This is a genomic window from Aeromonas sp. 603079, from assembly GCF_049172135.1.
Lineage (GTDB): Bacteria > Pseudomonadota > Gammaproteobacteria > Enterobacterales > Aeromonadaceae > Aeromonas > Aeromonas veronii.
In genome coordinates this window covers 13346-36988 of sequence record NZ_JAAKPX010000028.1, presented here as the reverse complement: position 1 = coordinate 36988, position 23643 = coordinate 13346, and the positions used below count along the sequence as shown (strand labels likewise).

At 61.8% G+C, this 23643-nt stretch carries 21 protein-coding genes; 3 read left to right on the top strand and 18 right to left on the bottom strand.

What is annotated here, in order from left to right:
• Nucleotides 1-13: 13 nt before the first annotated feature.
• The 4 genes from G5287_RS18535 to phnR form a co-directional block, all read right to left on the bottom strand.
• Nucleotides 14-1750: a putative 2-aminoethylphosphonate ABC transporter permease subunit gene (locus tag G5287_RS18535; protein ID WP_421231699.1), complete on the bottom strand. Its 1737-nt coding sequence runs from the start codon at nt 1748-1750 to the stop codon at nt 14-16.
• The gene (locus G5287_RS18530) at nt 1747-2841 is read right to left on the bottom strand and encodes a putative 2-aminoethylphosphonate ABC transporter ATP-binding protein (RefSeq protein ID WP_421231698.1); all 1095 of its coding nucleotides are present in this window, start codon (nt 2839-2841) and stop codon (nt 1747-1749) included. Before G5287_RS18530 ends, G5287_RS18535 begins: the two co-directional genes overlap by 4 nt.
• A 272-nt stretch (nt 2842-3113) precedes the next feature.
• A complete protein-coding gene (locus tag G5287_RS18525; RefSeq protein WP_088868815.1) occupies nt 3114-4133 on the bottom strand; it encodes a putative 2-aminoethylphosphonate ABC transporter substrate-binding protein in 1020 nt (339 codons plus the stop codon).
• Between the two features lie 120 nt (nt 4134-4253).
• Nucleotides 4254-4961, bottom strand: coding sequence for a phosphonate utilization transcriptional regulator PhnR (gene phnR / locus G5287_RS18520; protein WP_421231697.1), 708 nt, complete (start codon nt 4959-4961; stop codon nt 4254-4256).
• Nucleotides 4962-5213: 252 nt separating this feature from the next.
• On the opposite strand from phnR, the gene phnW reads away from it, so the two are divergent.
• From phnW to phnX, 3 genes are read left to right on the top strand one after another with little or no spacing between them, the layout of a single operon-like run.
• Entirely contained in the window at nt 5214-6356 is a 1143-nt protein-coding gene (gene phnW / locus G5287_RS18515; protein ID WP_421231696.1) for a 2-aminoethylphosphonate--pyruvate transaminase, read from the top strand.
• Nucleotides 6353-7774, top strand: a complete 1422-nt coding sequence (locus G5287_RS18510; RefSeq protein ID WP_421231695.1) for an aspartate aminotransferase family protein — start codon at nt 6353-6355, stop codon at nt 7772-7774. The genes phnW and G5287_RS18510 overlap by 4 nt, the downstream gene beginning before the upstream one ends.
• A 10-nt stretch (nt 7775-7784) precedes the next feature.
• Nucleotides 7785-8624 carry a phosphonoacetaldehyde hydrolase gene (phnX, locus tag G5287_RS18505; RefSeq protein WP_227342716.1) on the top strand — a complete coding sequence of 280 codons (840 nt, stop codon included), beginning with the start codon at nt 7785-7787 and terminating at the stop codon, nt 8622-8624.
• Between the two features lie 98 nt (nt 8625-8722).
• Here phnX and G5287_RS18500 read toward each other — a convergent pair whose 3' ends face one another.
• The 14 genes from G5287_RS18500 to G5287_RS18435 all read right to left on the bottom strand — a co-directional run bounded on the left by G5287_RS18500 (nt 8723) and on the right by G5287_RS18435 (nt 23630).
• Complete coding sequence (locus G5287_RS18500) at nt 8723-9175, bottom strand: NUDIX hydrolase (RefSeq protein ID WP_227342717.1); 453 nt, start codon at nt 9173-9175, stop codon at nt 8723-8725.
• Nucleotides 9176-9229: 54 nt separating this feature from the next.
• Nucleotides 9230-9859 (bottom strand): DUF2268 domain-containing putative Zn-dependent protease, encoded by a 630-nt coding sequence (locus G5287_RS18495; protein ID WP_043824168.1) that lies wholly within the window; start codon nt 9857-9859, stop codon nt 9230-9232.
• A gap of 91 nt (nt 9860-9950) precedes the next feature.
• A complete protein-coding gene (gene nrfF / locus G5287_RS18490) occupies nt 9951-11141 on the bottom strand; it encodes a heme lyase NrfEFG subunit NrfF (protein WP_421231694.1) in 1191 nt (396 codons plus the stop codon).
• Nucleotides 11138-11737 carry a DsbE family thiol:disulfide interchange protein gene (locus tag G5287_RS18485; RefSeq protein WP_421173116.1) on the bottom strand — a complete coding sequence of 200 codons (600 nt, stop codon included), beginning with the start codon at nt 11735-11737 and terminating at the stop codon, nt 11138-11140. The genes nrfF and G5287_RS18485 overlap by 4 nt, the downstream gene beginning before the upstream one ends.
• A complete protein-coding gene (gene nrfE, locus G5287_RS18480) occupies nt 11734-13701 on the bottom strand; it encodes a heme lyase NrfEFG subunit NrfE (RefSeq protein ID WP_421231693.1) in 1968 nt (655 codons plus the stop codon). The genes G5287_RS18485 and nrfE overlap by 4 nt, the downstream gene beginning before the upstream one ends.
• Nucleotides 13702-13747: 46 nt before the next feature.
• The gene (locus tag G5287_RS18475) at nt 13748-14191 is read right to left on the bottom strand and encodes a hypothetical protein (RefSeq protein ID WP_270906057.1); all 444 of its coding nucleotides are present in this window, start codon (nt 14189-14191) and stop codon (nt 13748-13750) included.
• 119 nt (nt 14192-14310) lie between these two features.
• Nucleotides 14311-15264 carry a cytochrome c nitrite reductase subunit NrfD gene (nrfD, locus tag G5287_RS18470; RefSeq protein ID WP_421231692.1) on the bottom strand — a complete coding sequence of 318 codons (954 nt, stop codon included), beginning with the start codon at nt 15262-15264 and terminating at the stop codon, nt 14311-14313.
• An 87-nt stretch (nt 15265-15351) separates the two neighbouring features.
• The gene (gene nrfC, locus G5287_RS18465) at nt 15352-16032 is read right to left on the bottom strand and encodes a cytochrome c nitrite reductase Fe-S protein (protein WP_362782330.1); all 681 of its coding nucleotides are present in this window, start codon (nt 16030-16032) and stop codon (nt 15352-15354) included.
• Nucleotides 16029-16628, bottom strand: a complete 600-nt coding sequence (gene nrfB, locus G5287_RS18460) for a cytochrome c nitrite reductase pentaheme subunit (protein WP_106843831.1) — start codon at nt 16626-16628, stop codon at nt 16029-16031. Before nrfB ends, nrfC begins: the two co-directional genes overlap by 4 nt.
• 51 nt (nt 16629-16679) lie before the next feature.
• Complete coding sequence (gene nrfA / locus G5287_RS18455; RefSeq protein WP_421231691.1) at nt 16680-18125, bottom strand: ammonia-forming nitrite reductase cytochrome c552 subunit; 1446 nt, start codon at nt 18123-18125, stop codon at nt 16680-16682.
• 624 nt (nt 18126-18749) lie between these two features.
• Nucleotides 18750-19952 (bottom strand): anaerobic glycerol-3-phosphate dehydrogenase subunit GlpC, encoded by a 1203-nt coding sequence (glpC, locus tag G5287_RS18450; protein WP_323913125.1) that lies wholly within the window; start codon nt 19950-19952, stop codon nt 18750-18752.
• A gap of 51 nt (nt 19953-20003) precedes the next feature.
• Nucleotides 20004-21269, bottom strand: a complete 1266-nt coding sequence (gene glpB, locus G5287_RS18445) for a glycerol-3-phosphate dehydrogenase subunit GlpB (protein ID WP_159143803.1) — start codon at nt 21267-21269, stop codon at nt 20004-20006.
• Nucleotides 21259-22932, bottom strand: a complete 1674-nt coding sequence (glpA, locus tag G5287_RS18440) for an anaerobic glycerol-3-phosphate dehydrogenase subunit A (RefSeq protein WP_150389008.1) — start codon at nt 22930-22932, stop codon at nt 21259-21261. The genes glpB and glpA overlap by 11 nt, the downstream gene beginning before the upstream one ends.
• Nucleotides 22933-23174: 242 nt before the next feature.
• Nucleotides 23175-23630 (bottom strand): YchJ family protein, encoded by a 456-nt coding sequence (locus tag G5287_RS18435; RefSeq protein WP_159143802.1) that lies wholly within the window; start codon nt 23628-23630, stop codon nt 23175-23177.
• Nucleotides 23631-23643 lie beyond the last annotated feature (13 nt).

Genomic DNA, 23643 nt, shown 5'->3' with positions numbered 1-23643 from the left:
CTCCTCGATAAGGTTATTGGTGGCGCCAGCGCTGGGTGCGATCCAGCAGGGCGCGACTTAAAAAGAGCTGGAGCAGCTTGACGGTGGCGGCGGCCAGCAGGATCAGGGTGGCCATGGCGGCGGCCGCGGCGGTATCGCCGGAATCCTCCATATTGAGCACGGCGATGGAGGCGAGCACGCTGTCGCTCGAATAGAGGAAGATCACCGCCGAGGTGGTGGTCATGGCGTTGACGAACAGATAGATAAAGATCTCCAAGAGCGCTGGCAGGGAGGCGGGCAGGGTGACCCGCCAGAACGCCTTCCAGAGCGGAATGCGCAATGAGATGGCCACCAGCTCCAGCTCCTTGGGCAGCTGCTTGAGGCTGGTCAGCGCCGTCATATGGCCCACCGTGTAGTAGTGGATGACGCAAGAGAGCACCATCAGTGGCAGGGTGCCGTAGAGGCCGCCAAAGAGTGGATTGCCGTTGAAAAAGAAGATGTAACCCAGCCCCAGCACCATGCCGGGTACCGCCAGCGACAGCATGGCGAGCAGATGCAGCAGCTGGCGCAGCGGCGCAAAGTGGCGCCCCTTCTCCTGCGCCCAGGCCAGCACCATCACCAGCACGGTGCCGATCAGCGCGGTATAGAGGCCCAGCTGCAAGGTGTTGGTAAAGGGCTGCCAGCCATAGACGCTGTTGCTGTCAAAGGCGTAGTGATCCAGCGTCAGCCCGAGGTTGTAGGGCCAGAACTGCACCAGGGATCCGTAAACGGCCATGCCCACCAGTGCCAGAAACAGCAGGGCCCAGAGGGTACACCAGCCGAGCGCCAGCAGATCCCGCAGCTGATGGGGCTTGGGTTGATAGGGCACCGCCTTGGTGCTGCTCTGCTCCTGCATCTTGCTGCGCACCCTGTGCTCCAGGGCAAAGCTCAACAGTGCCGGCAGCAGCAGGGTGACGCTGGCAACGGCGCCCAGCGAGAAGTTCTGCATCCCGATCACCTGCCGGTAGATGTCGGTGGCCAGCACGCTGTACTGGCCGCCAATCACCTTGGCCACCCCGAAGTCGCAGATGGTGAGGGTGAAGACGGCGATGGCGGCGCTCAAAAGACCGTAGCGAGCGGTAGGCAGGGTGACGGTGACAAAGGTGCGCCAGCCGCTGCTGCCGAGCACCCGGGAGGCTTCATAGAGGCGGGCGTCGCTCTGACCGAGCGCCGTGATGAGGATCATCAGAGCGTGGGGGAAGCACCAGAAGCCCAGACCAATGACGATGCCGATGGGGCCGTAGATGCTCTCGCCGCCGAGCAGCCCCTTGGCGATCCCCTGATTGCCAAACCAGTAGACCAGACTGATGGCGGGCAACAGGGAGGGCATTAGGAGCGGGATCAAACCGATGAGGCGAAACAGGGGCTTGCCCGGCATACAGGTGCGGGTGAGGGCATAGGCGTAGCCAAAGGCGATGGTCACCACCAGCGCGGTGATCAGCACACCGAGCCAGAGGGTGTTGCCGATGGTGCGACCCAGATGCGGGGAGTCGAAATAGGCGCTGAAGTTGGCAAGGCCCACCCAGAGGCCGTTCTCATCCTGCAGGCTCTTTTGCAGCATGGTGAGCAGTGGCAGCAAGAGGCCCCCCACCAGCAGAGCGATACCGAGCGCAAGCAGGATCAGTTGCAGCAGCTGATCCCGGCTCCAGCCGCGACAGAGCCGCTGCCAGCGGGCGTCTTGCCGGGCTGTCGCTGGCGGCAACAGGGAGGAGGTCGCGAAGGGGGCAGTCATGGGCGCTCTCCTTCAAACAGCTGCATCGCCCCGGCGGGCCAGTGCAGCGAGCAGCGCATGCCGCTGCGCCAGCCACCTTGTTCGTGGCGGGGCAGCTCGTGGGTCGGGCGTTCCACCAGGATCTGCTGCGGGCCCAGATAGGTGTCGGCGGTGCAGATCAGGCGCTGAGCGGCGCCGAGAAACTCCACCTGATCGATGGTTGCTTCAATGCCATGTTGCCCAAGATACGGCTCGCTCGGCGCACTCAGGGTGATCGCCTCGGGGCGGATTGCCACCTGCAATTTGCTGCCGGCCGCGGCCCGGTTGGCAAGTGTCAGCGGTTGTTCGTTTAGGCGCACCTGAGTGGGGCTGAGCACCAGGGTGTCGAGGAAGTTCATGGTGCCGACAAAGCTTGCCACGAAACGGCTGGCAGGCTGGTGGTAGATCTCCTGCGGGGTGCCCACCTGTACGATGCGGCCGCCTTCCATCACCACGATGCGATCGGCCATGGTCAGCGCCTCTTCCTGATCGTGGGTCACCATGATGGTGGTGATGCCAAGGCGCTGCTGCAGGGCGCGGATCTCGCTACGAAGATGGGTGCGTACCAGTGCATCCAGCGCGCTGAGCGGCTCGTCCAGCAGCAGCAGGCCGGGGGAGAGGGCCAAGGCCCGGGCCAGCGCCACCCGCTGCTGCTGGCCGCCGGAGATCTGGCTCGGGTATTTGTGGGACTGGGCAGTGAGATCCACCAGCCCCAGCCAGTGATCGACTCGCTCCTTGATGAGATCCCGCGCCAGCCCCTGATTCTCAAGGCCGAAGGCGATGTTCTGGGCCACCGTCAGGTTGGGGAAGAGAGCATAGGACTGAAACACGATGCCAAAATCGCGCTCCTGGGGCGGCAGGCGGGAGATATTGCGCCCCTCTTGCCAGATCTCGCCGCTGTCCGGCAGATCCAAGCCGGCGATGGCTCTGAGCAGAGTGGTCTTGCCGCAGCCGGAGGGGCCGAGAAAGCAGATAAACTCCCCCGGCTCAATGGTCAGAGAGATCCCTTTAAGGGCCTGAAAAGCACCGAACTGCTTGTTGAGATGTTGAATGTCCAGATAGGGCTGGGTCATGGTTCGACTCGCTACTGATTTGGTATATACCAGTTTGCGGGTGAAGTGTGACGGTCAGGTGATCGGGGGATGACAGCTTGATGACAGTCAAATGAGAGCGGGTCGCCAGCAAGTGGCTGGGCACTGTGCGAATGGACTAAGCATCGCTAATTGAAGGCACTACACACTCGGGAAGTTAAAACCAAAAAGCGAAGGCCAACAGCTGTTGGCCTTCGACTGGCAGTTTATTGGCAGCGGTGTGTCTGGCGTGAACAAACCGCCGCCCTTCACGCTTACTGTTTGGCTTCGGTCTTGCCGTCGAAGCTGGCGCTCCACTGGGCCAGGATGGCGTTACGCTCGCGGGCTGCCCAGCTAAAGTCGTTGTCGATCATCTGGCCTTTGATATCCGCCGGATAGCCCGCTCTCGGTTGGGCCACATCGGGGATGGCGACCACGGCGAACGACTTGTTGTAGAGGGCGTTGGCCTGTTCGGTGGCGGCAAAGTCGAGCAGCTGTTTGGCGGCATCCAGCTTGGGGGTGCCTTTGATGATGGCGGCGGCTTCCATATCCCAGCCCGACCCCTCTTTCGGGAACACCACCTCGATGGGGGCTCCCTTGGCCTTGAGGCTGGTAGCCGGGAAGTCGAAGGAGATACCGATCACCGTTTCACCGCTGGCGGCCAGCTTGCAGGGGGCGGAGCCCGAGTGGGTGTAACGGTCGATGTTCTGGTGAAGGCCGTTCATAAATTGCCAGCCCTGCTGCTCGCCCATGGTCTGCAGCCAGCCCGCAACGCTCAGGTAACCGGTGCCGGAGGAGCTGGGGTTGGGCATGATCACCTTGCCCTTGTAGATGGGCTTGGTGAGGTCGGCCCAGCTGGTGGGGGCCGGGATCCCCTGTTTTTCCGCCTCTACCTTGTTGAAGCAGATGGCGCTGAAGAAGGCGTCCAGACCGATCCAGTGCGGCTCGGCCTTGCTGTCGCGAAAGCGGCTGTCGAGCTTATCCAGTCCTTTCGGTGCATAGGCATTGAGCATCTGCTGCTGATCGAGCTGCATCAGGCTGGTGGCGGCCAGTCCCCATACCACATCCGCTTTGGGCTGGGCTTTTTCTGCCAGCAAGCGGGCGGTGACCACGCCGGTGGAGTCACGCACCCACTTGATGTTGATGTCCGGATGCTGGCGTTCGAACGCGGTTTTCAGCTCGTTGAGCTGCTCCGGTTCGAAGGCGGTATAGACGGTGAGATCGGTCGCGGCCAGTGCCGGGGCGGTCATGGCAGCCAGCACGGCGGCGGCCAGCAGATGGGTTCCCTGTTTCATCCTCTTCTCCAGTTAAATTGGTTTGGTATAAACCAGATTGGTCGAGAGAGAGGCTAGGGGATCTTTATGACGTGACCGTGACAGCCCCGTGACGTTTTGCCGTTCCTGATTTATCCGTGACTAATCCTGGGTATCCACCTCGATCTCCAGACTGTCGTGACGCCAGTACTCCAGATCGAAGTCGAGCACCCGGCCGTGCTGATCGAAGTTGAGTCGCTCGAGGCGCAGGGCAGGCAGACCGGCGGTGGCCCCCAGCGCCTTGGCCACCTCGTCCGGCAGGGCGGTGGGGAAAAAACGTACCTGCATGCGGGCGTAGTGGAGATCGTAATGGGCCTGGTAGATCTCGGTCAGACTGCCGTTGAGATCCAGTTCCAGCAGGCCCGGTACTCGTTCAGGCAGGCAGTGGTTCTCGCAGTAGCAGATGGCACGCCCGTTGGCATAGCGCAGCCGCTTGAGCTGAAACAGGCTGTCGAACGGCTTGAGCTGCAACTGCGCCATCAACACGGGCGGCACCGCCTGGCGGCTTTTCTCCAGCAGCTCGGTGCGTGGCTCGCCCCCTTGCTCGCGCACTATCTGGTGAAAGTTGGAGGTGCGTCTGGGGTTCAAGCGAAAGCGCGGCGGGGTGACAAACCAGCCGCGGCGATCTTCCCGATAGATAAGGCCGTTTGCCTCCAGCTGCACCAGTGCCTCGCGGATGGTGACCCTTGTGGTGCCATAGAGTTCTCCCAGCAGCCGCTCGGAGGGGAGCTTGTCGTTGGGGGCCAGACCCCCCGCCAGGATCTGGTTGGCGAGGGCATCCTTGATCTGCAGATATTGCGGTTTGCTCATGAAAATCCCTGGTTTTGCAATAAGTTGGGCAATGGGCTGGGCACAGGGCAGGTCATTTGCGCGGTCGTTAAACGACGGCGTCAAAAATATTGGTAGATACCAGCATCGCCCCTGCTGTTCAGGCTTCCTAGATTATCGCGATCCCGGCGCTGAAAATGAATTTTTTGTTGCACGTAGCGCCACCCCTTTGACCTTGGCGGGGCAGTTACCCACAATGCGCTCATTCTGGTATATACCAAAAGGAGCGAAGTCATGACCCATATTCCTGCGGCCCCCGCCGCCGTCGATTACCTGCTGCTGACCCCGGGCCCCCTCTCGACCACCGCGACGGTGCGCGCCGCCATGCTGCAAGACAGCTGTACCTGGGATGCGGACTACAACCAGGGTGTGGTGGAGCCCATCCGCCGCGAGCTGGTGCGCCTCGCCACTGGCCCTGAATATGAAAGTGACTACAGCGCCGTCTTGCTGCAGGGCAGTGGCAGCTATGTGGTGGAGAGCGTGCTGGGCTCGGCGATAGGTAGCGATGAGTGTCTGCTGATCATCAACAACGGCGCCTACGGTGCCCGCATGGGGGAGATGGCCCGCTGTCTTGGCCTGCGCCACCATGAGCTGGATTGCGGTGAGACCACCCGCCCGGAACCCGCTACCATCGAGGCGATGCTGGGGCGCCACCCCGAGATCACCCATCTGGCCATGGTCCACTGCGAGACCACCACCGGCATGCTCAACCCCCTTGAGGAGGTGGCTGCGCTCTGCCAGCGCCGCGGCATTCGCCTGATCGTCGATGCCATGAGCAGCTTTGGCGGTATCCCCATCGACATGGGACGCCTTGGCATCGAGTTTCTTATCAGCTCGGCCAACAAGTGCATTCAGGGGGTGCCGGGCTTTGGCTTCGTCATCGCCCGCCGCGCTGCGCTGGCGGCCTGCGCCGGTCGTGCCCGCTCGGTCTCCCTCGACCTGCACGCCCAGTGGCAGACCATGGAGCAGCAAGGGGGCAAGTGGCGCTTTACCTCGCCCACCCATACCGTGCTTGCCTTTGCCCAGGCGCTGCGCGAGCTGGACGAGGAGGGGGGCATCGCCGCCCGCCATCAGCGTTACAGTGAAAATCAGCGTACGCTGGTGGCGGGGATGGCGGCGCTCGGCTTTGCGCCGCTGCTGCCAGAGCAGTGGCAATCCCCCATCATCACCGCCTTTTACTCTCCGGCCCACCCTGACTATCGCTTCGCCGATTTCTACCAGCGGCTCAAGGCGCAGGGCTTTGTTATCTACCCGGGCAAGGTCTCCCAAGCCGATTGCTTCCGTATCGGCAATATCGGTGATGTGACCCCGGGGCGGGTGCGCGATCTGCTCGCCGCCATGGCCAGCGCCTGCTACTGGCAAGGGGACGCGCGATGACCAGCATGCTGGCTCAGGGTCGTGATCTGCGTGGCCGCGATTTGCATGACCATAAGCTGCACGGCAGCGGCCGCGCCGACAGCGAAGGGGATATCAACCTTGGCGAGGGGCGGGCGCGCTGGTGGGCGGGCCAGAGCAAAGATGTGCAGGCCGGATTGGCGGAGGATAGCCGCTACTTTCTCCATCAGGCGCTCTCCACCCCCTGTCTCGATCTGCTTGAGCGCGCGCAGGGGAGCTGGCTGACCAGCGTATCGGGCAAACGGTATCTCGATTTTCACGGCAACAGCGTTCATCATCTGGGCCACGGCCACCCCAGGGTGGTGGCCGCGGTGCAGCAGCAACTCGCCGATCTGCCGTTTGCGCCCCGCCGCTACACCCATCAGGTCGCCATCGATTGTGCCCGCACCTTGGCCGAGCTGGCCCCCGGCAATCTTAACCGGGTGCTGTTCGCCCCCGGTGGCAGCGAGGTGGTGGGGATTGCCCTGAAGCTTGCCCGCTTTATCACCGGCAACAGCAAGGTGGTGTCCCTGTGGGATGCCTTTCACGGCGCCTCCCTCGATGCCATCTCGGTCGGTGGCGAGGCCTGTTTTCGCGCCGGTATGGGCCCGCTGATGGCCGGAGTGGAGCGCATTCCGCCTCCCACCCGTTATCGCGGCGTCTGGTATCGCGGGGAAGGGGATGACCTGCACTACGCCGATTATCTGGAGTACGTCATCGAGAAGGAGGGAGGAATAGGCGCCTTTATCGCCGAACCTATCCGCAATACCGATGTACAGGTGCCCTCGAAGGCCTACTGGCAGCGGGTGCGGGAGATCTGCGATCGCCACAAGGTGCTGTTGATCGTCGACGAGATCCCCAATGCCCTGGGGCGCACTGGCCACTGGTTCAGCTTTGAAGAGTTCGGCATTGAGCCCGACATCATCTGTCTGGGCAAGGGGCTGGGGGGCGGGGTGGTGCCGTTTGCAGCGCTCATCACCCGCGACCGTTTCAATCAGGCTGCAGCTATTTCGCTCGGTCACTACACCCACGAGAAGAGCCCTATCGGCTGCGCGGCGGCCCTCGCTACCATCGCGACCATCCGTGAAGAGGGATTGCTGGCAAAAGCGCAGGAGGATGGCCGCTTTATGGCGGCCGAGCTCGGCAAGTTGGCTGAGCGTCACCCGCTGATCGGGCAGGTGCGCGGTATCGGTTTGCTCTGGGCGCTCGATCTGGTGGTCGATCATCAGAGTCGCACCCGCAATAGCCAGGCCGCCGAGCGGCTGCTCTACCGCTGTCTGGAGCTGGGGCTCAGCTTCAAGGTCTCCCAGGGCAACGTTATCCAGCTCTCGCCGCCGCTCAATATCGCCCGCGCCGATCTGGTGCGCGCCATCACCATTCTCGATCGCGCCCTCTGCGAGATCGCACTTTCACCGAAATAGGAACACCACCATGACTGACTTGCAGATTGCTGTAGACCCGACCACCGACGTAGAGGCGCTGATCCTCGACTGGGCCGGCACCGTCGTTGATTTCGGCTCCTTCGCCCCCACCTCCATCTTCGTCGAGGCCTTCGCCCGCGCCTATGACTTCCCCGTGACTCTGGACGAAGCACGCCAGCCCATGGGCCTTGGCAAGTGGGATCATATCGCCGCGCTGGGCCGTCTGCCTTCGGTGGATGCGCGCTGGCAGGCTCGCTTCGGCCATCACATGAGCCACGCCGAGGTGGACCACATTTATCACACCTTTATGCCGCTGCAGATTGCCGCCGTGACCCGCTTTGCTGCACCCATCCCCGGTGTGCTGCCGGTGCTGGACGCTCTGCGGGGTCAGGGGATGAAAATCGGTTCCTGCTCCGGTTACCCCCGTCCGGTGATGGCGGCGCTGGTACCTGCTGCGGCCGATCACGGCTACCGCCCGGATCACTGGGTCGCCACCGACGATCTCAAGGCAGGTGGTCGCCCCGGCCCCTGGATGGCGCTGGCCAACGTAATTGAGCTCGGAGTGAGTGCGGTGCATCGCTGCATCAAGGTGGATGACGCCGTGCCGGGTATCAGCGAAGGGCTTAACGCGGGCATGTGGACGGTGGGATTGTCGGTTTCTGGCAACGAATTTGGTGCCACTTGGGAAGAGTTTGCCGCCATGAGCGAGGCGGAGATCGCCGCCCGGCGCGCACCGGCCGAGGCCAAACTGCGGGCGGCGGGGGCGCACTATGTGATCGACACTCTGGCGGATATCGCCCCGGTTATCGCCGATATCAACCGCCGTCTGGCGGCTGGCGAGCGGCCATAGGCCATCGGTAGGGTCTAACAAAAGCGCTTGGCTGGCTTTAGATACAACACGCCCCCATCCGGGGGCGTGTTGTATTTACAGGGGGAAGCCGTGCGCGGTCAGCGGATATCGACCCGCACCAGGGGAGAGGGGACGTTGTCGACAAAGTGGTGCCAGATATGGTCGTAGAGCGCCTTCTGGCCGGGGAAACTCACCAGCGCCTTGGCCTCTGCCAGGGAACACCAGCGATAGTCGGTGTGCTCGTCGTTGAGGGTCACCGCCTGATTGGGCGGACAATAGACCACAAAGACCGGCACCACCTCCACCGTATTTGAAGCGCTTTCGTAAAATTGTTCCAGATAATGGGCTGTGTATAACTCGCAAACCGTGATACCCGTCTCTTCGCCAAACTCCCGAATAATGGTCTGCCAGCCGGTTTCACCCACCTCCACCGTGCCCGCCACATGGCACCAGAAGCCTCCCTTGCCCCGCTTCATCACCAGCAATTTTGTTTCGCCATCGACAGTGGTGAGGGCAACGCCAGAGACGGCCTTGCAGCGAATGGGGATCATGATCTTCTCTCCGGATTTGGGCTCTGTAATCGCCATGAACAGTGTGAAGGCGTGTTAATTGAAATACGCCTCGGCGGGTAGGCCCATGACCTCTATTTCATTCAGTCCATTTTTGGCCAGATAGTTGGCCACCAGATTGAACCCCACCCAGTAACCGGCATATTTGGGAAATGGCCGGTTATCACGGCAGTAGAAAAAGTCTAAAAAGTTGAACTGCTTGCTGGATAGATGGGGCGTCATCTCTGCCAGGAGCGATTGCCAGTCATGGTGATGAGACTCCTTGAACAGCGAGGGGAGTGTGCCGCCATTGAACCTCTGCTCAAAGTAGCAGGCCAGCCCTTCAAAAATCAGGTTTTCGGCCAGTGTTTCTGCTTCCACCTTGTTCTTCTTTTGCACGATATGGTGGACTTCGTGGGCCAGCACGGCAGGTAATTCGGTGATGATCACCTCTTTGATGTCGGGCCGTTCCAGATCAAGCTGGAGTTCTATTCGATACATGTTGATGGCCCAGCCACCGATACCTGAGTCGGGAGCATCCCCCTCGGCAAAAGGGCTGAAGGTGACATCCAGTTGGGAGAGATCGAACAAGGCATTCAATTTGTGCGCCGTCTCGGCAAAAACGTGCCTAATGGTGTCATCGAGCCCATCGAATTTGCCCGAGTCGTTTAACAGGGTGAGTTGCATCCAGACATCCTTGTCTATTGAAAAAGAGTGCTGAGCCACTTGCGTGGTCGCGGCGCCATATCACCACGATTACCCTCCTTTAATCAAGGGGTTACCCGCCCATTATGCTTGCCGTCTGGATCGCCTCGATCAGCGCGGCCCGATTGATGCGAGGGCGCTCGCCATCGAGCAGTTGCTGCCACAGCGCAATGGCCTGACTGTAGCGACCATGCAGGAAGTGATCGGAGGCCAGCAGCATCAGGGCGCTCACTTCCCCCGCGTCCTGCTTGAGGGCACTCTCCAGCAGGCGGGTTGCCTCGGGAGTCAGCTGCTGGCCCGCCTGATAGTAGAGCACGGTGGCTTGCGCGGCTTGAGTCGCCGCGCTGGCGCCCCCCTCCAGCAGAGCGAGACGCTGGTAGGCGAGCAGGGCGTTGTCATATTCGCCCCGATAGAGATAGAGCTGGCCGAGCGCCGCCCAGCTGTCGAGATCGGCGGGGTTGGTTTGCAGGCGCTGGTGCAGGGCGCCCAGCTCCTTGTCCTGCAGATCCCGCGGGCTCAATCCCGCCAGCGGATCGGTGCGCGACTGATAAGCCTGCCACGCCTGATAGCGGCCGGTGCCGGCATAAATGCCCGCCATCAGCGCCAGCAACAGGGCCCCAAGCAGTATCCATGACCGCAGCCAGGGCAGCGGACGGGCGGTGCGATCCTTGGCCAGCCGCTCGCGCAGGGCCTGCTCGGCGGTTGGGGTGGTGTTGGCGAGGCGGGCCAGCTCCAGCTCCCGGTAGAGGCGGCTGTGGGGTGCAAGCCCCGCCTGCTGCTCGGCCATGATCAGCCGGTTCAGCTCGGCCCTGGGGTCGTGGGCGAGCATCCCCTCGGCTCTGTCGCCAATAAGCGGTACCCGCGCCGGTTGCTGGCGATGCAGGCTTCTGCGCAGGCGATGGAGCGCCAGCAACAGCAAGAGGGCGGGGCCGCCCCACAGCAGCGCCGTGCTGCGCTTGAAGGGGGGATCGTAGCGGACGAAATCGCCGAAGCGCTCCGTCATGCGGGCGATCACCTGCTCATCAGACTGCCCCTCGTCCACCCAGCGGTAGACCTCGAGCCGCAGATCCCGGGCGATGGGGGAGTTGGATTCCACCAGATTCTGGTTCTGGCACTGGGGGCAGCGCAGGGCGCGGGCCAGCTCTTGCGCCCGATTTTGCAGCTCGGGGTGGCGAAACTGATAGGTATCGACCCCGCTGGCAAGGGCCCCGAAGCTCAAGGCCAGCAAGAGCGGCGCGATCAGGGCGTGGCCGAGGCGGCTCATGGCTTGCTCTCCTGCACTTGTCTCTTTACTTCTCTCTCCACTGCTCTTTCCACTTCGGGCTGGCTGGCGCTGTTGCTGCGGGCCTTTGCAAGCAGGGGGGCAAACTGGCGTTGCCAGATCTCGCGGGTGAGCAGGCCGGTATGGCGGGTCAGCAGGGTGCCGTCGCCGGCAAAGAGATAGGTCTCCGGCGTGCCGTAGACGCCGAGCTCAAGGGCCAGTCGGCCGTCGGGGTCGGCCAGCACGGTGCGGTAGGGGTTGCCCGCCTCGGTGAGCCAGGCGCGGGCGGCGTCCCCCTTGTCCCGGTAGTTGAGGCCATAGAGGGGCACGGCGCTGGCCAGCTCACCCAGCAGCGGATGCTCGGCGCGGCAGTTGGGGCACCAGCTGGCCCAGACGTTGAGCACGAAGGGCTCCCTCTTGAGCGCCGCGGTGTGGATGGGGGCGCCGCCAAGCAGATCATCACTCTGCCAGGCAGGCAGAGTGCGGCCGGCGATGGCCTCATCCTGGCTGTAGGGGTTGTTGCCAAGGCCGAGCCAGAGCAGGGCACCGAGCCCCAGGGTGAGCACGAGTGGCACGAACAGGCGCAAACGAGCGTTCATAAGGACTCCTGTTCAAGCCGAGGGTAGGGGGCGGTAGTTGGCGCAGGATGGCTAGCCAGCAGCGGCCGGCGGGCGAGCAGGCGCAGGGTGCCACCCGCCATCATCAACAGGCCGCCGAGCCAGATCCAGCGTACCAGCGGCTTGTAGTGCAGTCGCATGGCATAGGCGCCGGGTCCCATCTTCTCGCCAAGCACCACGTAGAGATCGCCGAGCATTCCCCATTTGATCCCGGGCTCGTTCATGTTCATGGTGCGCACGCTGTAGTGACGCCGCTCCGGCGTCAGCCGCACCTCCTCTTTACCGTCCTTGTGCACGCTAAGCGTGATGCGCTCGGCGGTGTAGTTGGGGCCGATGATGGGCTCGCTCCCCTCATAGCGAAACTCGAAGGCGCCGAGCCGATAGGGCTGGCCTGCGGCGAGTACCGCGCCCCCCTCCTGACTGTGGTGACTCACCTGAGCGATGCCGAGGGCGCACACCGCCACCCCGAGGTGGGCCAGCAGGCTGCCGAACCGATTGAGGGTGAGCTCACGCCGCGACGTCAGTTGCAAGAGCGGGAGCAACAGGCTGGCCATCAGCCAGAGGCTCACCATATTGGCGAGGATACCGCTCCAGCTAGCGGAAAACGATCCCTGTTCCAGATAGGCAAGGCTAAGCAGCCCGCCACCAAGCAGGCCAAACAGTGGCGGCAACAAAGTGTTGAGTCGGGAACCTGCGGCAAGCAGCTGCCAGCGCAGGCGCGGCAGTTGGGTCATCAGCACCATCAGGCAAAGGGCCAGCGGCACGAAGATGGTATTGAAATAGGGGGCGCCCACCGAGAGCGAGCCCAAATGGAGCGACTGGAACACCATGGGGTAGAAGGTGCCGAGCAACACGCTGGCGCAGGCCACGCAGAGCAGCAGGATGGTGGCGCCGAGCAGCCCCTCTTTTGACAAGAAGCCAAAGCGGGCATAGGGGGCGCGAATATCCGCCCGCAGGGCAAACAGGGTGAGGGCGCTGGTCAATAGCAAGCCGAGCAGCAACAAGAGGGTGAGGCCGCGGCTGGGGTCCACCGCAAAAGCGTGCACCGAGGTGAGCACCCCGGAGCGCACCACAAAGGTGCCGAGCAGGCTCAAGGCGAAGGTGAAGATGGAGAGCAACAGCACGGCGTGGCCGTAAGCGCCGCGCTTCTCGCAGACAATCAGGGCGTGCAGCAGGGCAGTGCCCAGCAGCCAGGGCAAGAGAGAGGCGTTTTCCACCGGATCCCAGAACCACCAGCCGCCCCAACCGAGCTCGTAATAGGCCCACCAGGAGCCCAGCACTATGCCGGCGGTGAGAAAGACCCAGGAGCCGAGCGCCCAAGGGCGACTCCAGTGGGCCACGGCGCCATCCAGTCTGCCCGAATGGAGCGCCGCCATGGCGAAGGCGAAGTTGACCGCAAAGCCGACGTAACCGAGATAGAGCAGGGGCGGATGGATGATGAGGCCGATATCCTGCAGCATGGGGTTGAGATCGCGCCCCTCCAGCGGCCCCGGGAATTGGCGGTCAAACGGGCTGGAGAAGATCAGGGTATAGAGGCCGAACAGCCCGACGATCAGCCCCATGATGGCCAGTACCCGGGCTGTGATCAGCGGATCGACCCGCTTGGAGCAAAGGGCCACCAGAGCGCCCCACAGCCCCAACGCAAAGACGAAGAACAGCATGGAGCCCTCGTGGCCGCCCCAGACCGCAGCCAGTTTGAAGCCCAGGGGCAGGGCGCTGTTGGCGTGCTGGGCCACATAGACCAGGGTAAAGTCATCGAGGCCAAAACAGCCGGCGAGCAGCAGCAGGGCGGCCAACAGCAGGAGCGCGACCAGGAGGGCCAGCGGTGTTGCGCAGCCGAGCAGCGGCCGTGAGGCGAGCCGCAGCCCCAGCCAGGGCAGCAGCCCTTGCAGCAGGGCGAGCCCGGTCGCCAGCAACAGTGAGAGATAGCCGAGCTCCGCCAGCACACAACCTCCAAATGCAATTAGAAATTAATTGAATTAATTACAAATTTCAGTCTTTCAACTCAGGTCCAGAAGGCGCTTCTGAGTAGACGTGGAACGTTTCCACAATGGTGCTTTGAGGAAACTCGCCTTTGAAATAGATCCAATGTTCGTCATCCGAAGGGACTGAGGGGGTATCAAGGCAATCATTGACTCGATAGATGGTTACGCCAGCTTTCTTTAATTCTGGGATGGACATTCGGATGACATGGCCGTTGGCAAACCTTCCATTTCCCAAGGCATAGCGTTTGGCTACTTCAAAATGCGGGGTTGTCGATATCCCTCCAGTTGGTTCACCATTCCCACCGTATTCGTGTGAGTGAATGCTATTGGTGATAGAGAGTCCGCATGTGAAATCTGAGTCTCCGCATTGAACTCTGTCATCACCAAACTCAGCGCCTTGCTCTGGATCATCCGATAGCGATTTGGGAACCATGGCATCGGTCACTGTCATATGGCAGTTGAACCCTCGATAAAGAAATTCCAACGTTGTTATCCCCATTTAGATTTCACTTGCGAATCAACGAGCCAGCGCCAGTCACCCGAAGGTGGCTGGCGCTGGTGATCATACCGTTATACGACTGTCATTTGACCGGCATAGAGCACGAAGTAGCGCAGCAGCAGGATCCCCACCAGGGTCAGGCTGCAGACCAGCACCAGATGGCCGTTTCGCTCCCGCAGGGGCGCAGGAGTCAGCAGAGCCAGCAGCTGGGGCAGCAGCATGCCGATGCCCACCACGCCGAGCCAGAACACCTGAGCCCAGAAGCCGCTGCCGATGGCGGCCCACATCGCTACCTCTTTCTGGCCGCCACCGAAGTAGAGGCCGGTAAAGAAGCAGACCAGCAGCAACACCTCCACCGCCAGCACCGGCCGCTCGAAGCGATGCACGAAGCTCACCCCCTGGCTGTGGTGGTTCTCCTTGAAGAGCGTCACCGCCAGCAAGATGGTGGAGGCGATACCTGAGCTGATGCCCGAGACCAGAAACAGCACCGGCAGCACCGGGTTGTTCAACAGCGGATAGGTCTTGAGCGCCGAGAGCAGAAAGCCGGTGTAGGCCCCCAGCAGCACGGCGAGCAGCAGCAACAGCGGCGCCAGCAGCCGTTCGATGCGGGCGAGCCAGCCAATCAGCTCATCCACAAAAGCGAACTTCTCTTTCAGCAACCGGCTGCGCATTGTCTCGATCTCGGCCCGAAACACCACCGCCAGCCAGGCGAACAACACCGCCATATAGAACTGAAACAGCATGACCCCCATCGACATCACTGAGTCGAACTGGTAGTGGAACATCAGCTTCCAGAAGGTCCAGGGGCGGGCCAGATGGAAGATAAGGATCAGTAACCCCAGCACCACGCTCACCGGCGCCAGAATGGCGGTCGCCTTGATGATGCCGCTCTCGCTGCCTGCTCCCTTGCGGCGCAACAGCACCGAGAGGGTGGTGGCTCCGGCGGAGATGCCGAGCAGGAACAGGTAGATGGCGATCGGCCAGTCCCAGACAAGTGAAGGGAAGTGAAATGCGTCATGCAACATGATCCATTCCTCCTTCTGTTGCTTCGGTAGATGGCGATCGGACAAATCCCCAGACAAGGGAGAGGAATTGAAATGCCGCTTGCATGGTCATGACGTTATCTCCCCTTTGGGCACGCGGTACATCTTGGGCGAGGTGCCGAGCGCCTGCTTGTAGCGATAGGTGGTCTCCTTCACCAGCCGTTGGGCGATGGGGCTGTCCGGATCATCCAGATTACCGAACACCAGCGCCTTGGTGGGGCAGGATTCCACGCAGGCCGGCTCCTTGCCCGCCGCCAGGTTGGTCTTGCGGCAAAAGTCGCACTTGTCTGCCACTCGGGTGACCGGGTTGATAAAGCGCACCTGATAGGGGCAGGCGGCGAGGCAATACATGCAACCGACGCAGAGATCCGCGTCGACATCGACGATGCCATCCTCCTTGCGAATATGGGAGGCGCCGGTCGGGCAGACGTGGACGCAGGGGGCGTTGTCGCAGTGCTGGCAGGACTTGCGAAAGAAGCGGTACTCGGCATCGGGATATTCACCGACCGGGCCTGAGCGGATGATCTCGAGGCGCGAGACCCCTTGTGGCACCTGATTCACCTCCCGGCAGGCGTCCATGCAGGCGGTGCAGCCGATGCAGGCCGTCTCATCGTAGATCATGCCATAGCGGATCCCGTCGATGGTCTGGCTGTGGGCGAGGGGGGTAGCAAGGGAACGAGTCGGCCCCGTCATCATGATAAGGGCCCCCGCGCCCATGCCCGCCATAAAGTCACGGCGAGAGCAGCTCATGATGCCTCCTTGCCGGTAGCCGGTTTGGACTGCTCCTGCCGGGCCTTGCTGGCCTCATGTTGCTTGCTGTGGCAGTCGACGCAGAGCTTGATGCGGGATTTTTCCGGGATCCCCACCATGGGCTCCTTGGCCGGATGCAACTGGTGGCAGCTGGTGCAGGTGAGCTTGGTAGCGTGCACGTCGTGGGCCCAGAGCGCCTCGCGCAGTGGTTTGGGCTCGTGGCAGCTCATGCAGACTCCATTCTGCTCGCTGATGGGATAAAGCTTGATGCTCTCTTTATCCTTCAGGCTGTGGCTGAAGCGCATCACATCCTTGACCCCTTCTCGGTGCTGGGGGGAGGGCTGGCCGTGGCAGTTGGTGCAGGTCACCGGCTTGAGGTTGTTGGGATTGGTCGCCTGACCATGCTTGCCGTGCATTCCCTCGCTCTGCTCCTTGTGACAGTCGGTGCAGGCCTTGTCGGGATTGCGTAAAAATTCCACCTCATGTGTAGCTGGTACAGGGGCTGCTGCCGGCTCGGCCGCCTGACCCTGCAGGCTGGTGAGCAGCATGGCTGCCATCAGCATCAGTCGTAAAAAATCCATCGTTAAATCACCCATAGGAAGCCTCCATCCGCTGCGGGCCTGGTCTGGCCGGACCCGCAGGCGCCGTTACTGTGCCAGCCGTCCGGCCGCTTTGGCCTCGGCATCCCAGGCGGGGACCGTGGTCTTGAGGAACTGGGCCTTGTCGCTGTTGAACTGCTTCATATCCATGCCAAGGGCCGCTTGCGCTTTCTCCTTGGTGGAGATGTCGGGGATGGCGATTTCGTGGCTGATCCCCTTGCTGGCCAACAGGCGTGCCAGCTTGGTGCGGGCGTCAGCGGCTTTATCCAGCGCGCTGCCAAGTACCTTGAGGGCCACTTCGGGGGCGTGCATCTGCACCCCGTGGGAGGCGATGGCGTAGTCCCAGCGCCACTGGGCGTGCCGGATGTCCTGCAGAATATCCTTCATCTCTGCCTCGGTGGCGCCGGCATCCCAGGCCGCCTTGGCTTCAAAGTGGGCGTGTACCAGCTGCTTCTCGACCTTCAGCTTGGTTTCGATCACAGCCTCTTTGCGCTGCTTGACGATCCCTTGCAGCATCTCCTTGCTCTGGGTGTGGCAGTTGCGGCAGGTCTGCTCGAAGCGATCGAAGGGGTTACCCACCTTGTGATCCGTGTAGACCTTGCCCTGCTCGTTCTGCACCTTGGGCATATGGCAATCGACACAGGCGACGTTGTTCTGGCCGTGAATGCCGGCGCGCCAGGTTTCGTACTCGGGGTGCTGGGCTTTCAGCATGGGGGTTTTGGAGAGGGCATGGGTCCAGTCGGCAAAGCCGATTTCATCGTAATAGGCCTCCATCTGCTCCACCGTGGTGCCCTTGTCCCAGGGGAATTTGACCGCCTTGGTGGGGCCGTTGAAGTAGTATTCCACGTGGCACTGGCCGCACACCTGGGACTGCTGATCAAAGCGCCCCTGCTCCTTGAACGGCTTGCCGATGGTGGTCATGGCCCGATCGGCATAGGGACGGGAGAGGTGCAGGGCAGGTTTGCCCTCCTTGAACTCTTTCGAGGCGGTGTCGTGGCAGTCGGCGCAGCCGATGGTGTTGACTACTTCCGGCCCGCCCTTGGCCCACATCCCCTTGAAGTAGCCATCCTCACCCTTCTCGTCGATAACGCGGGCCACATCCGGGCCTTTGCAGCTCCAGCAGGCCATCGGCAGCGGGCCATCTTCGGCTGTCTTGGGGGCGCCGGTACGCAGGGTTTCGCGCACATCGGTCAGCGCATAGAAGTGGCCCCGCGGCTTGTTGTAATCCTTGGCGAAGGGGTAACCGCCCCACAGCACCACCATATTGGGATCTTCCGCCAGCGCATCGGTGCGTTCCTTGCTTTCGCTGGTGGCTTGCCAGCTGGTGAACTGATCGGCGTGATCCTTGGCGAACAGCTCGCTGCGCGCCTCGATCTTGCCTTTGGGTTGCGTGTCATCGGCTGCCTGTGCCCAGCCGCTGGTGCCAAGGCTGGTAGTCAGCAGCAGGGCGGCGAGGCCCAGCTTGATCTGTCTGTTGCGTGAACTCACGATCATCACTCCCTAATCGATCTCATTGCCAGACCTGACAGTTCCATCCTGGATGTGGGCATTGGTTCGCCCCCGCCAAGCAGGAGCAGGCAGGCCGCTTCATTGTTATTAGTGAATAAAACCCATGTTTTTATGCGATTGCTCGAATTGGATATTACCAAATGGGCAAAAAGAATGATGATTTATCAGAGGGGGGCTTGCGCTAGATCAATTACCGAGAGCACCAACAGACAGAAATGAGATCCCGGTTAAATTATTAAGAAAGTCAGAATATTGGAAGTGTAATGAGTCTCTGTGGCGGGACGGAGCGACACCTGAGGTATGCCTGTGTTATTTGGCAAGGCATGCAGGGTTATCTGTCATATCAATTATCTATTTATGGGTATAAAAATAATAAATGAATAAATATTCTTTTTTTGAGAGGGCTGTCGGTTACAGTCTGTACGGGCCGGGCGTTCCGCCGATGGGCGAGATGGTCGGCAACATCAATGAGAGAAGCCGGCAATGCCGGCTCCTCTCAGGTCTTATCGTGATCAGATACTGTTTGGGTTGCAGCCCCAAAGGCATGGTGGTGAACCAACGAATACCCCGGCTTCGGGGTTTACACCAGCGGATATGGTCACGCTCATCTTATGCCAGAGCCTGGGCCAGCAGATGAATGGGATGCTCGCAGCGGAAGCTGGTGCTCATCTCGATCTGCCATTTGCAGGTCTCGCAATCGGTGATCACCAGATCGGGGGAGAGGCGGTTGATCTGATCAAACAGCCCCTCGCCGATGGTCTGGCTGGTCTGGTAGTTCTCCGACTTGAAGCCGTAGGTGCCGGCGATACCGCAGCACTGGGACTCCAGTACCGTCACCTTGACCCCGGGAATGGCGCGCAGCAATTCGAGGGTGTAGATGACGCCCCCCATTTTTTCCATGTGGCAGGGGGTGTGGTAGGCGATGTGCAGATTGAGCGGCTTCATCGCCGGTTTGTTGCCCTTGTAGAACTCGTTCCACAGGAAGCGGGTCACCAGTGAGATGCGATCCCTCACCTTGTGGTTGTCCTGCTCCAGCAGGTGGGGGTATTCATCGCGCAGGGTAAAGCCACAGGTGGAGGAGGTGGCCAGCAGCGGCATCTCGTTGCCCAGCAGGGAGTTCTCCATCTGCTTGATGTTGAAGGCCGCCTGCTGCTTGGCCTTGTCCATGAAGCCGTTGGCAATCAGCGGCACGCCGCAGCACTTCTCCCGCTCCAGCAACTGCACGCCGATGTTCATGGCGTTGAGCACCTGCACCAGCTCCTTGCCAAGCTGAGGATGGTTGTAGTTGACATAGCAGCCGTGGAAATAGGCTATTTGGCGCTCATAACGGGCCTGCGCTTCTTTTTGCTTCTTGTACCAGCCGCGGAAGGTGCCCTGGGAGTATTTGGGCAGATCGCGGTGGGATGAGACCCCCAGCGCCTTGTCCAGCACCAGCTTCATCGGCTTGAGGCCGGTGGTGAAGTTGACCACCGGGGCCATCAGGGTAGACATGCTGCCCATCAGATCGGTGTGAGAGAGCACGAACTCGCGGATCCCCGGTGTGAAACCGCTGTACTGATGCTTGGCCTTGGCGATGATGTCGCCGATGCGCACTCCGCTCGGGCAGGCTACTTCGCAGCGTTTGCAGTTGGTGCAGTGCTTGAGGGCGCTATCGAACAGCTCGGGGCTCTTGATGCGCAGCCGCTCGCCATCCGGGCCCGCCTGTTTCGGGCCGGGGTAGGCGGGGTTGGCCTTGGCCACCGGGCAGTAGGCGGTACAGACGGTGCATTTGATGCACTGATCGAAAGTTTGGTTGGCGTGATCCAGTAGCATGTCAGTTCTCCTCCCGTAGGGTGTGAAGGCACGGGATATGGGACAAATAAATCATTGGGCGGCGCCCAGAATATGGCCGGCGGCCTGCCAGCCGGTGGCAACGGCGACACCTGAACCTGACCCCTCCTTGATGGGGTCATAGTGAGCCAGCACGCTGCCGGCGCCGTAGAGGTTGGCGAGCGGCTTGCCGCCACGCAGCACACGCAGCTTGTCGTCGGTCTTGACTCCGAAACCCATAAAGGGGTGGTGGTCGAACAGGCGACGACCGGCCCAGGCGTCGCGCTCCTCCAGACTCAGCACATCGGCATCGAAGATGGGTTCGCGAATGCCGCGCAGACGGGACTCCAGACCGCGGCTAAAGAAGCTGCCGGAGGCGAGCACGAAGTTGTCCGCTTCAAACAGCTGATCATCGCCATTCTGGGTGTGTACGCCGACCACCCGATCCCCCTCGTAACGGGCGCCCAGCACCCGCTCGCTGGTGAGGAAGGTGCCGCCAAGGGCCATGAAGCGGCGCTTGAGCGCCTCCTGCATCCGCATCCCGATCAGCGACGGCGGCATGGTCGCCACCTCCTTGATGGTGCAGCCGGTACGTTGCTCCAGCTCCGCCAGACGCGGGCCAACCAGCCCCAGCGACAGGCAGGCTGGTAGCACGATATGGCGGCAGTCGGGCACGCCGCTCTCCTGCACCATTCGACTGATCTCGCTGGCCAAATCGGCCACCAGATGGTGCTTGTCACACAGGCGCGCGATGTCGGCAGAGCGAAACTCATGGGGATTGCGGCTGAATTCGGCCAGCTGGGGCAGGCGGATCTCGCCAGTCAGAATGCGGCAGTGGGCGAAGCGCGGATGGGTCGCCAGATTGGCCGCCGCCAGTGCCGGATGAAAGTCGCGAAAGCCTTCGAGAGTGGCCAGCAGCAGTACATCCGGGATCGGCGCATCGGTGACGCAGGCACAGGTATCGGGGGAGAGCCAGGTGCGCTTGAGGGTACCGATGGGAGTCAGGCGCTGGTGATTGGTGTCGTGGCGAACCAGCGGCAATCCCTGCTCGGCGCAGTGGCGCTGCAGATCGGCCAGACTCGCTTCGATATTTTGCATCCCCACCTTGCTGTAGGGGTGATCCGGATGGGCTGCCATAAAGGCAGGCAGCGCAGCGCGGGGATCCCCCTCGCTTTCGAGCAGATCTACCGAGCCGGAGGAGAAGTGCAGGGCACTCTGGCCGGAGGCCATCAGCAGGGTCTTCTGGCCCGCCTCCACCAGCCGCAGGGCAGCCGAGAGTCCCGCCATGCCACCGCCGATAACGATATTGTCAAACTTCATGACGGCTCTCCTTGTGAGTGGTCTCGCTGGTTGGGTCGCGTGGGGTATCGGCGACCAGCTGTGGCGCCGTCCATTCCCCCAGGCCAAACAGCCCTTCGTAGATCCAGTAGGTGAATTCGGCCTCGCGCAAGGCATCGCCCCACAGGACGGGGCGGGTTCCCTTGTAACGCTCCTCGAGGAACTGGCGCAGCATGACGCAGGCCTGGCGACCGTCGGCCTTGCCGTACTCCTGCATCAGTCCGGCGGCGCGGTAGGCGCAGAGCTCCCCCTGACAGGGGCCCATGCCCAGACGGGTGCGGCGGCGCAGATCGATGAGGTTGTCCACATCGAGCTCGCGCAGGGCGTATTCGATTTCGCCCGCGGTGACCATTTCGCACTCGCAGATAAGGGCGTTGGCCTTGGGATTGTCACGGAAGAAGGCGATGACCCGCTCGCCGTGGCGGTATTGGGCGGAGCCTTCGACCGGCACCGAGAGACCGGGGGCGGAGACCTTCTCCGGATCCCGCGAGCCGGGCAGGCTCAGTTCGGCGGTCTGGCAGGGTTTGCTGTTACCGAGTTTCTTGGCCAGCAGATCGGTGGCCCACTCCGCCATCAGGCGGTAGGTCATCAGCTTGCCGCCGGTGATGGTGTTGAACCCCTTGAGACCATCGCGCTCGGCGTGATCCAGCAGCACGATACCGCGACTGATGTTGCGGCCGGTGTCGTCACCGTCCACCGCTACCAGCGGGCGCACCCCGGCGTAGGCGCGCAGCAGGCGGGTGCGGGCCATGATGGGAGCAAGCTTGATACCTTCGCGCAGCAACACTTCGACCTCTTCGGGTTCGACGGTGAGCTGGTCAATCTTGTTGTAATCGATGCGACTGGAGGTGGTGCCGATGAGGGAGATGGTGTCGCCCGGCACCAGAATGTCCGCATCCGCCGGTTTGCGGGCACGGTTGAGCACCAACTGGTTGATGCGGTAATCCATGATGAGCAGGGAGCCCTTGGCCGGGAACATGCGGATGCCGAGATCGGCATATTCGCAAATTTGCTGGCCCCAGATGCCAGCGGCGTTGATCACCTCCTGACACTCCACCTCGAACGCTTCGCCGGTGCGGGTGTTGATCGCCTTGACCCCGTGTACCCGATCCTGAGTGCGCAAGAGCCCCAGCACCTTGCTGTGGGTGAAGATGCGGGCGCCGTGCTCTTTAGCGTCCAACACGTTGGCAGCGGCGAGGCGGAACGGGTCGACCGTGCCGTCCGGCACATGGATGGCGCCGATCATCGCCGGGTTGGCGTTGGGCTCCATGCGTAGGGCTTCACCGGGATCGAGCTGGCGGGTTTCGATACCGGCCAGGGCGCAGGCATCCATAAAGGTGGTTTGGAAATTGATGTCATCTTCCGGCAGGGTGAGGAAGAGGCCGCCCGTGTCTTCGACACAGTGGCTGGCAATCCGCTTGAGGATGCGGTTTTCCTGGATGCATTCGCGGGCGGACTCCTGATCCGTCACCGCGTAGCGGGCACCGGAATGGAGCAGGCCGTGGTTGCGGCCGGTGGTGCCGGCGGCGATATCATCGCGCTCGAGCAGGATGCAGTCGATGCCGCGCAGTGCGCAATCGCGCATGATGCCGGCCCCTGTGGCACCGCCGCCTATGATGACGACTTGTGTAGTTATTCTTTTCATTGTTGCCCGTCTCATCTCTTCCAGATGAGGCCAGTGTGGCCTACTTCTGAGTGGAAATGTTTGATATGGGCCAAATTTGCGCTCGCAAACGCTCATTTGCTCGCGCGTTAATGAGCATTGTGTGACATTTGTCACGCTTGTTATCGCATCGGTTTGTGGGCTGGTGGCGAATAACAGGCACAAAAAAGGGGCATCGGATGCCCCTTGTCACTGTTTGACGAGTCTGGTGGGTGTGTTAGGGGTCAGCCGCAGCACTTCTTGTGCTTTTTGCCGCTGCCACAGGGGCAGGGATCGTTGCGCCCCGCCTTGAGGGGCGCCGGATCCTGCTCTCCCTCGGTGTAGACCCAGCGGCCCTGATAACGCACGAAGCGGGAGCGCTCATGGAGGCAGTGGCGCTCATCCCCCTCCAGAAACCAGGCTTTGAACTCCACCATCCCGGTTTCCTCCTCCGAGCCGCCCTGGCTGGCGATGATCTCTAGACCATCCCAGCGGGTGTCGATGCGTGAAAGCTCTTCGGCGGTGAGGCTGCCAAGGTGGGCCGGGTGCCAGCTATAGACCAGATACTCCCCCAGACCAAGCACAAAAGCACTGTAGCGCGAGCGCATCAGCTGCTCCGGGGTGTCAGCCACCGCGCCACTGTGACGTAAGCCACAGCACAATTCGAGAGAAAGGGTTGAGCCGCAAGGACAAAGATTCATGATTTTCACGTTC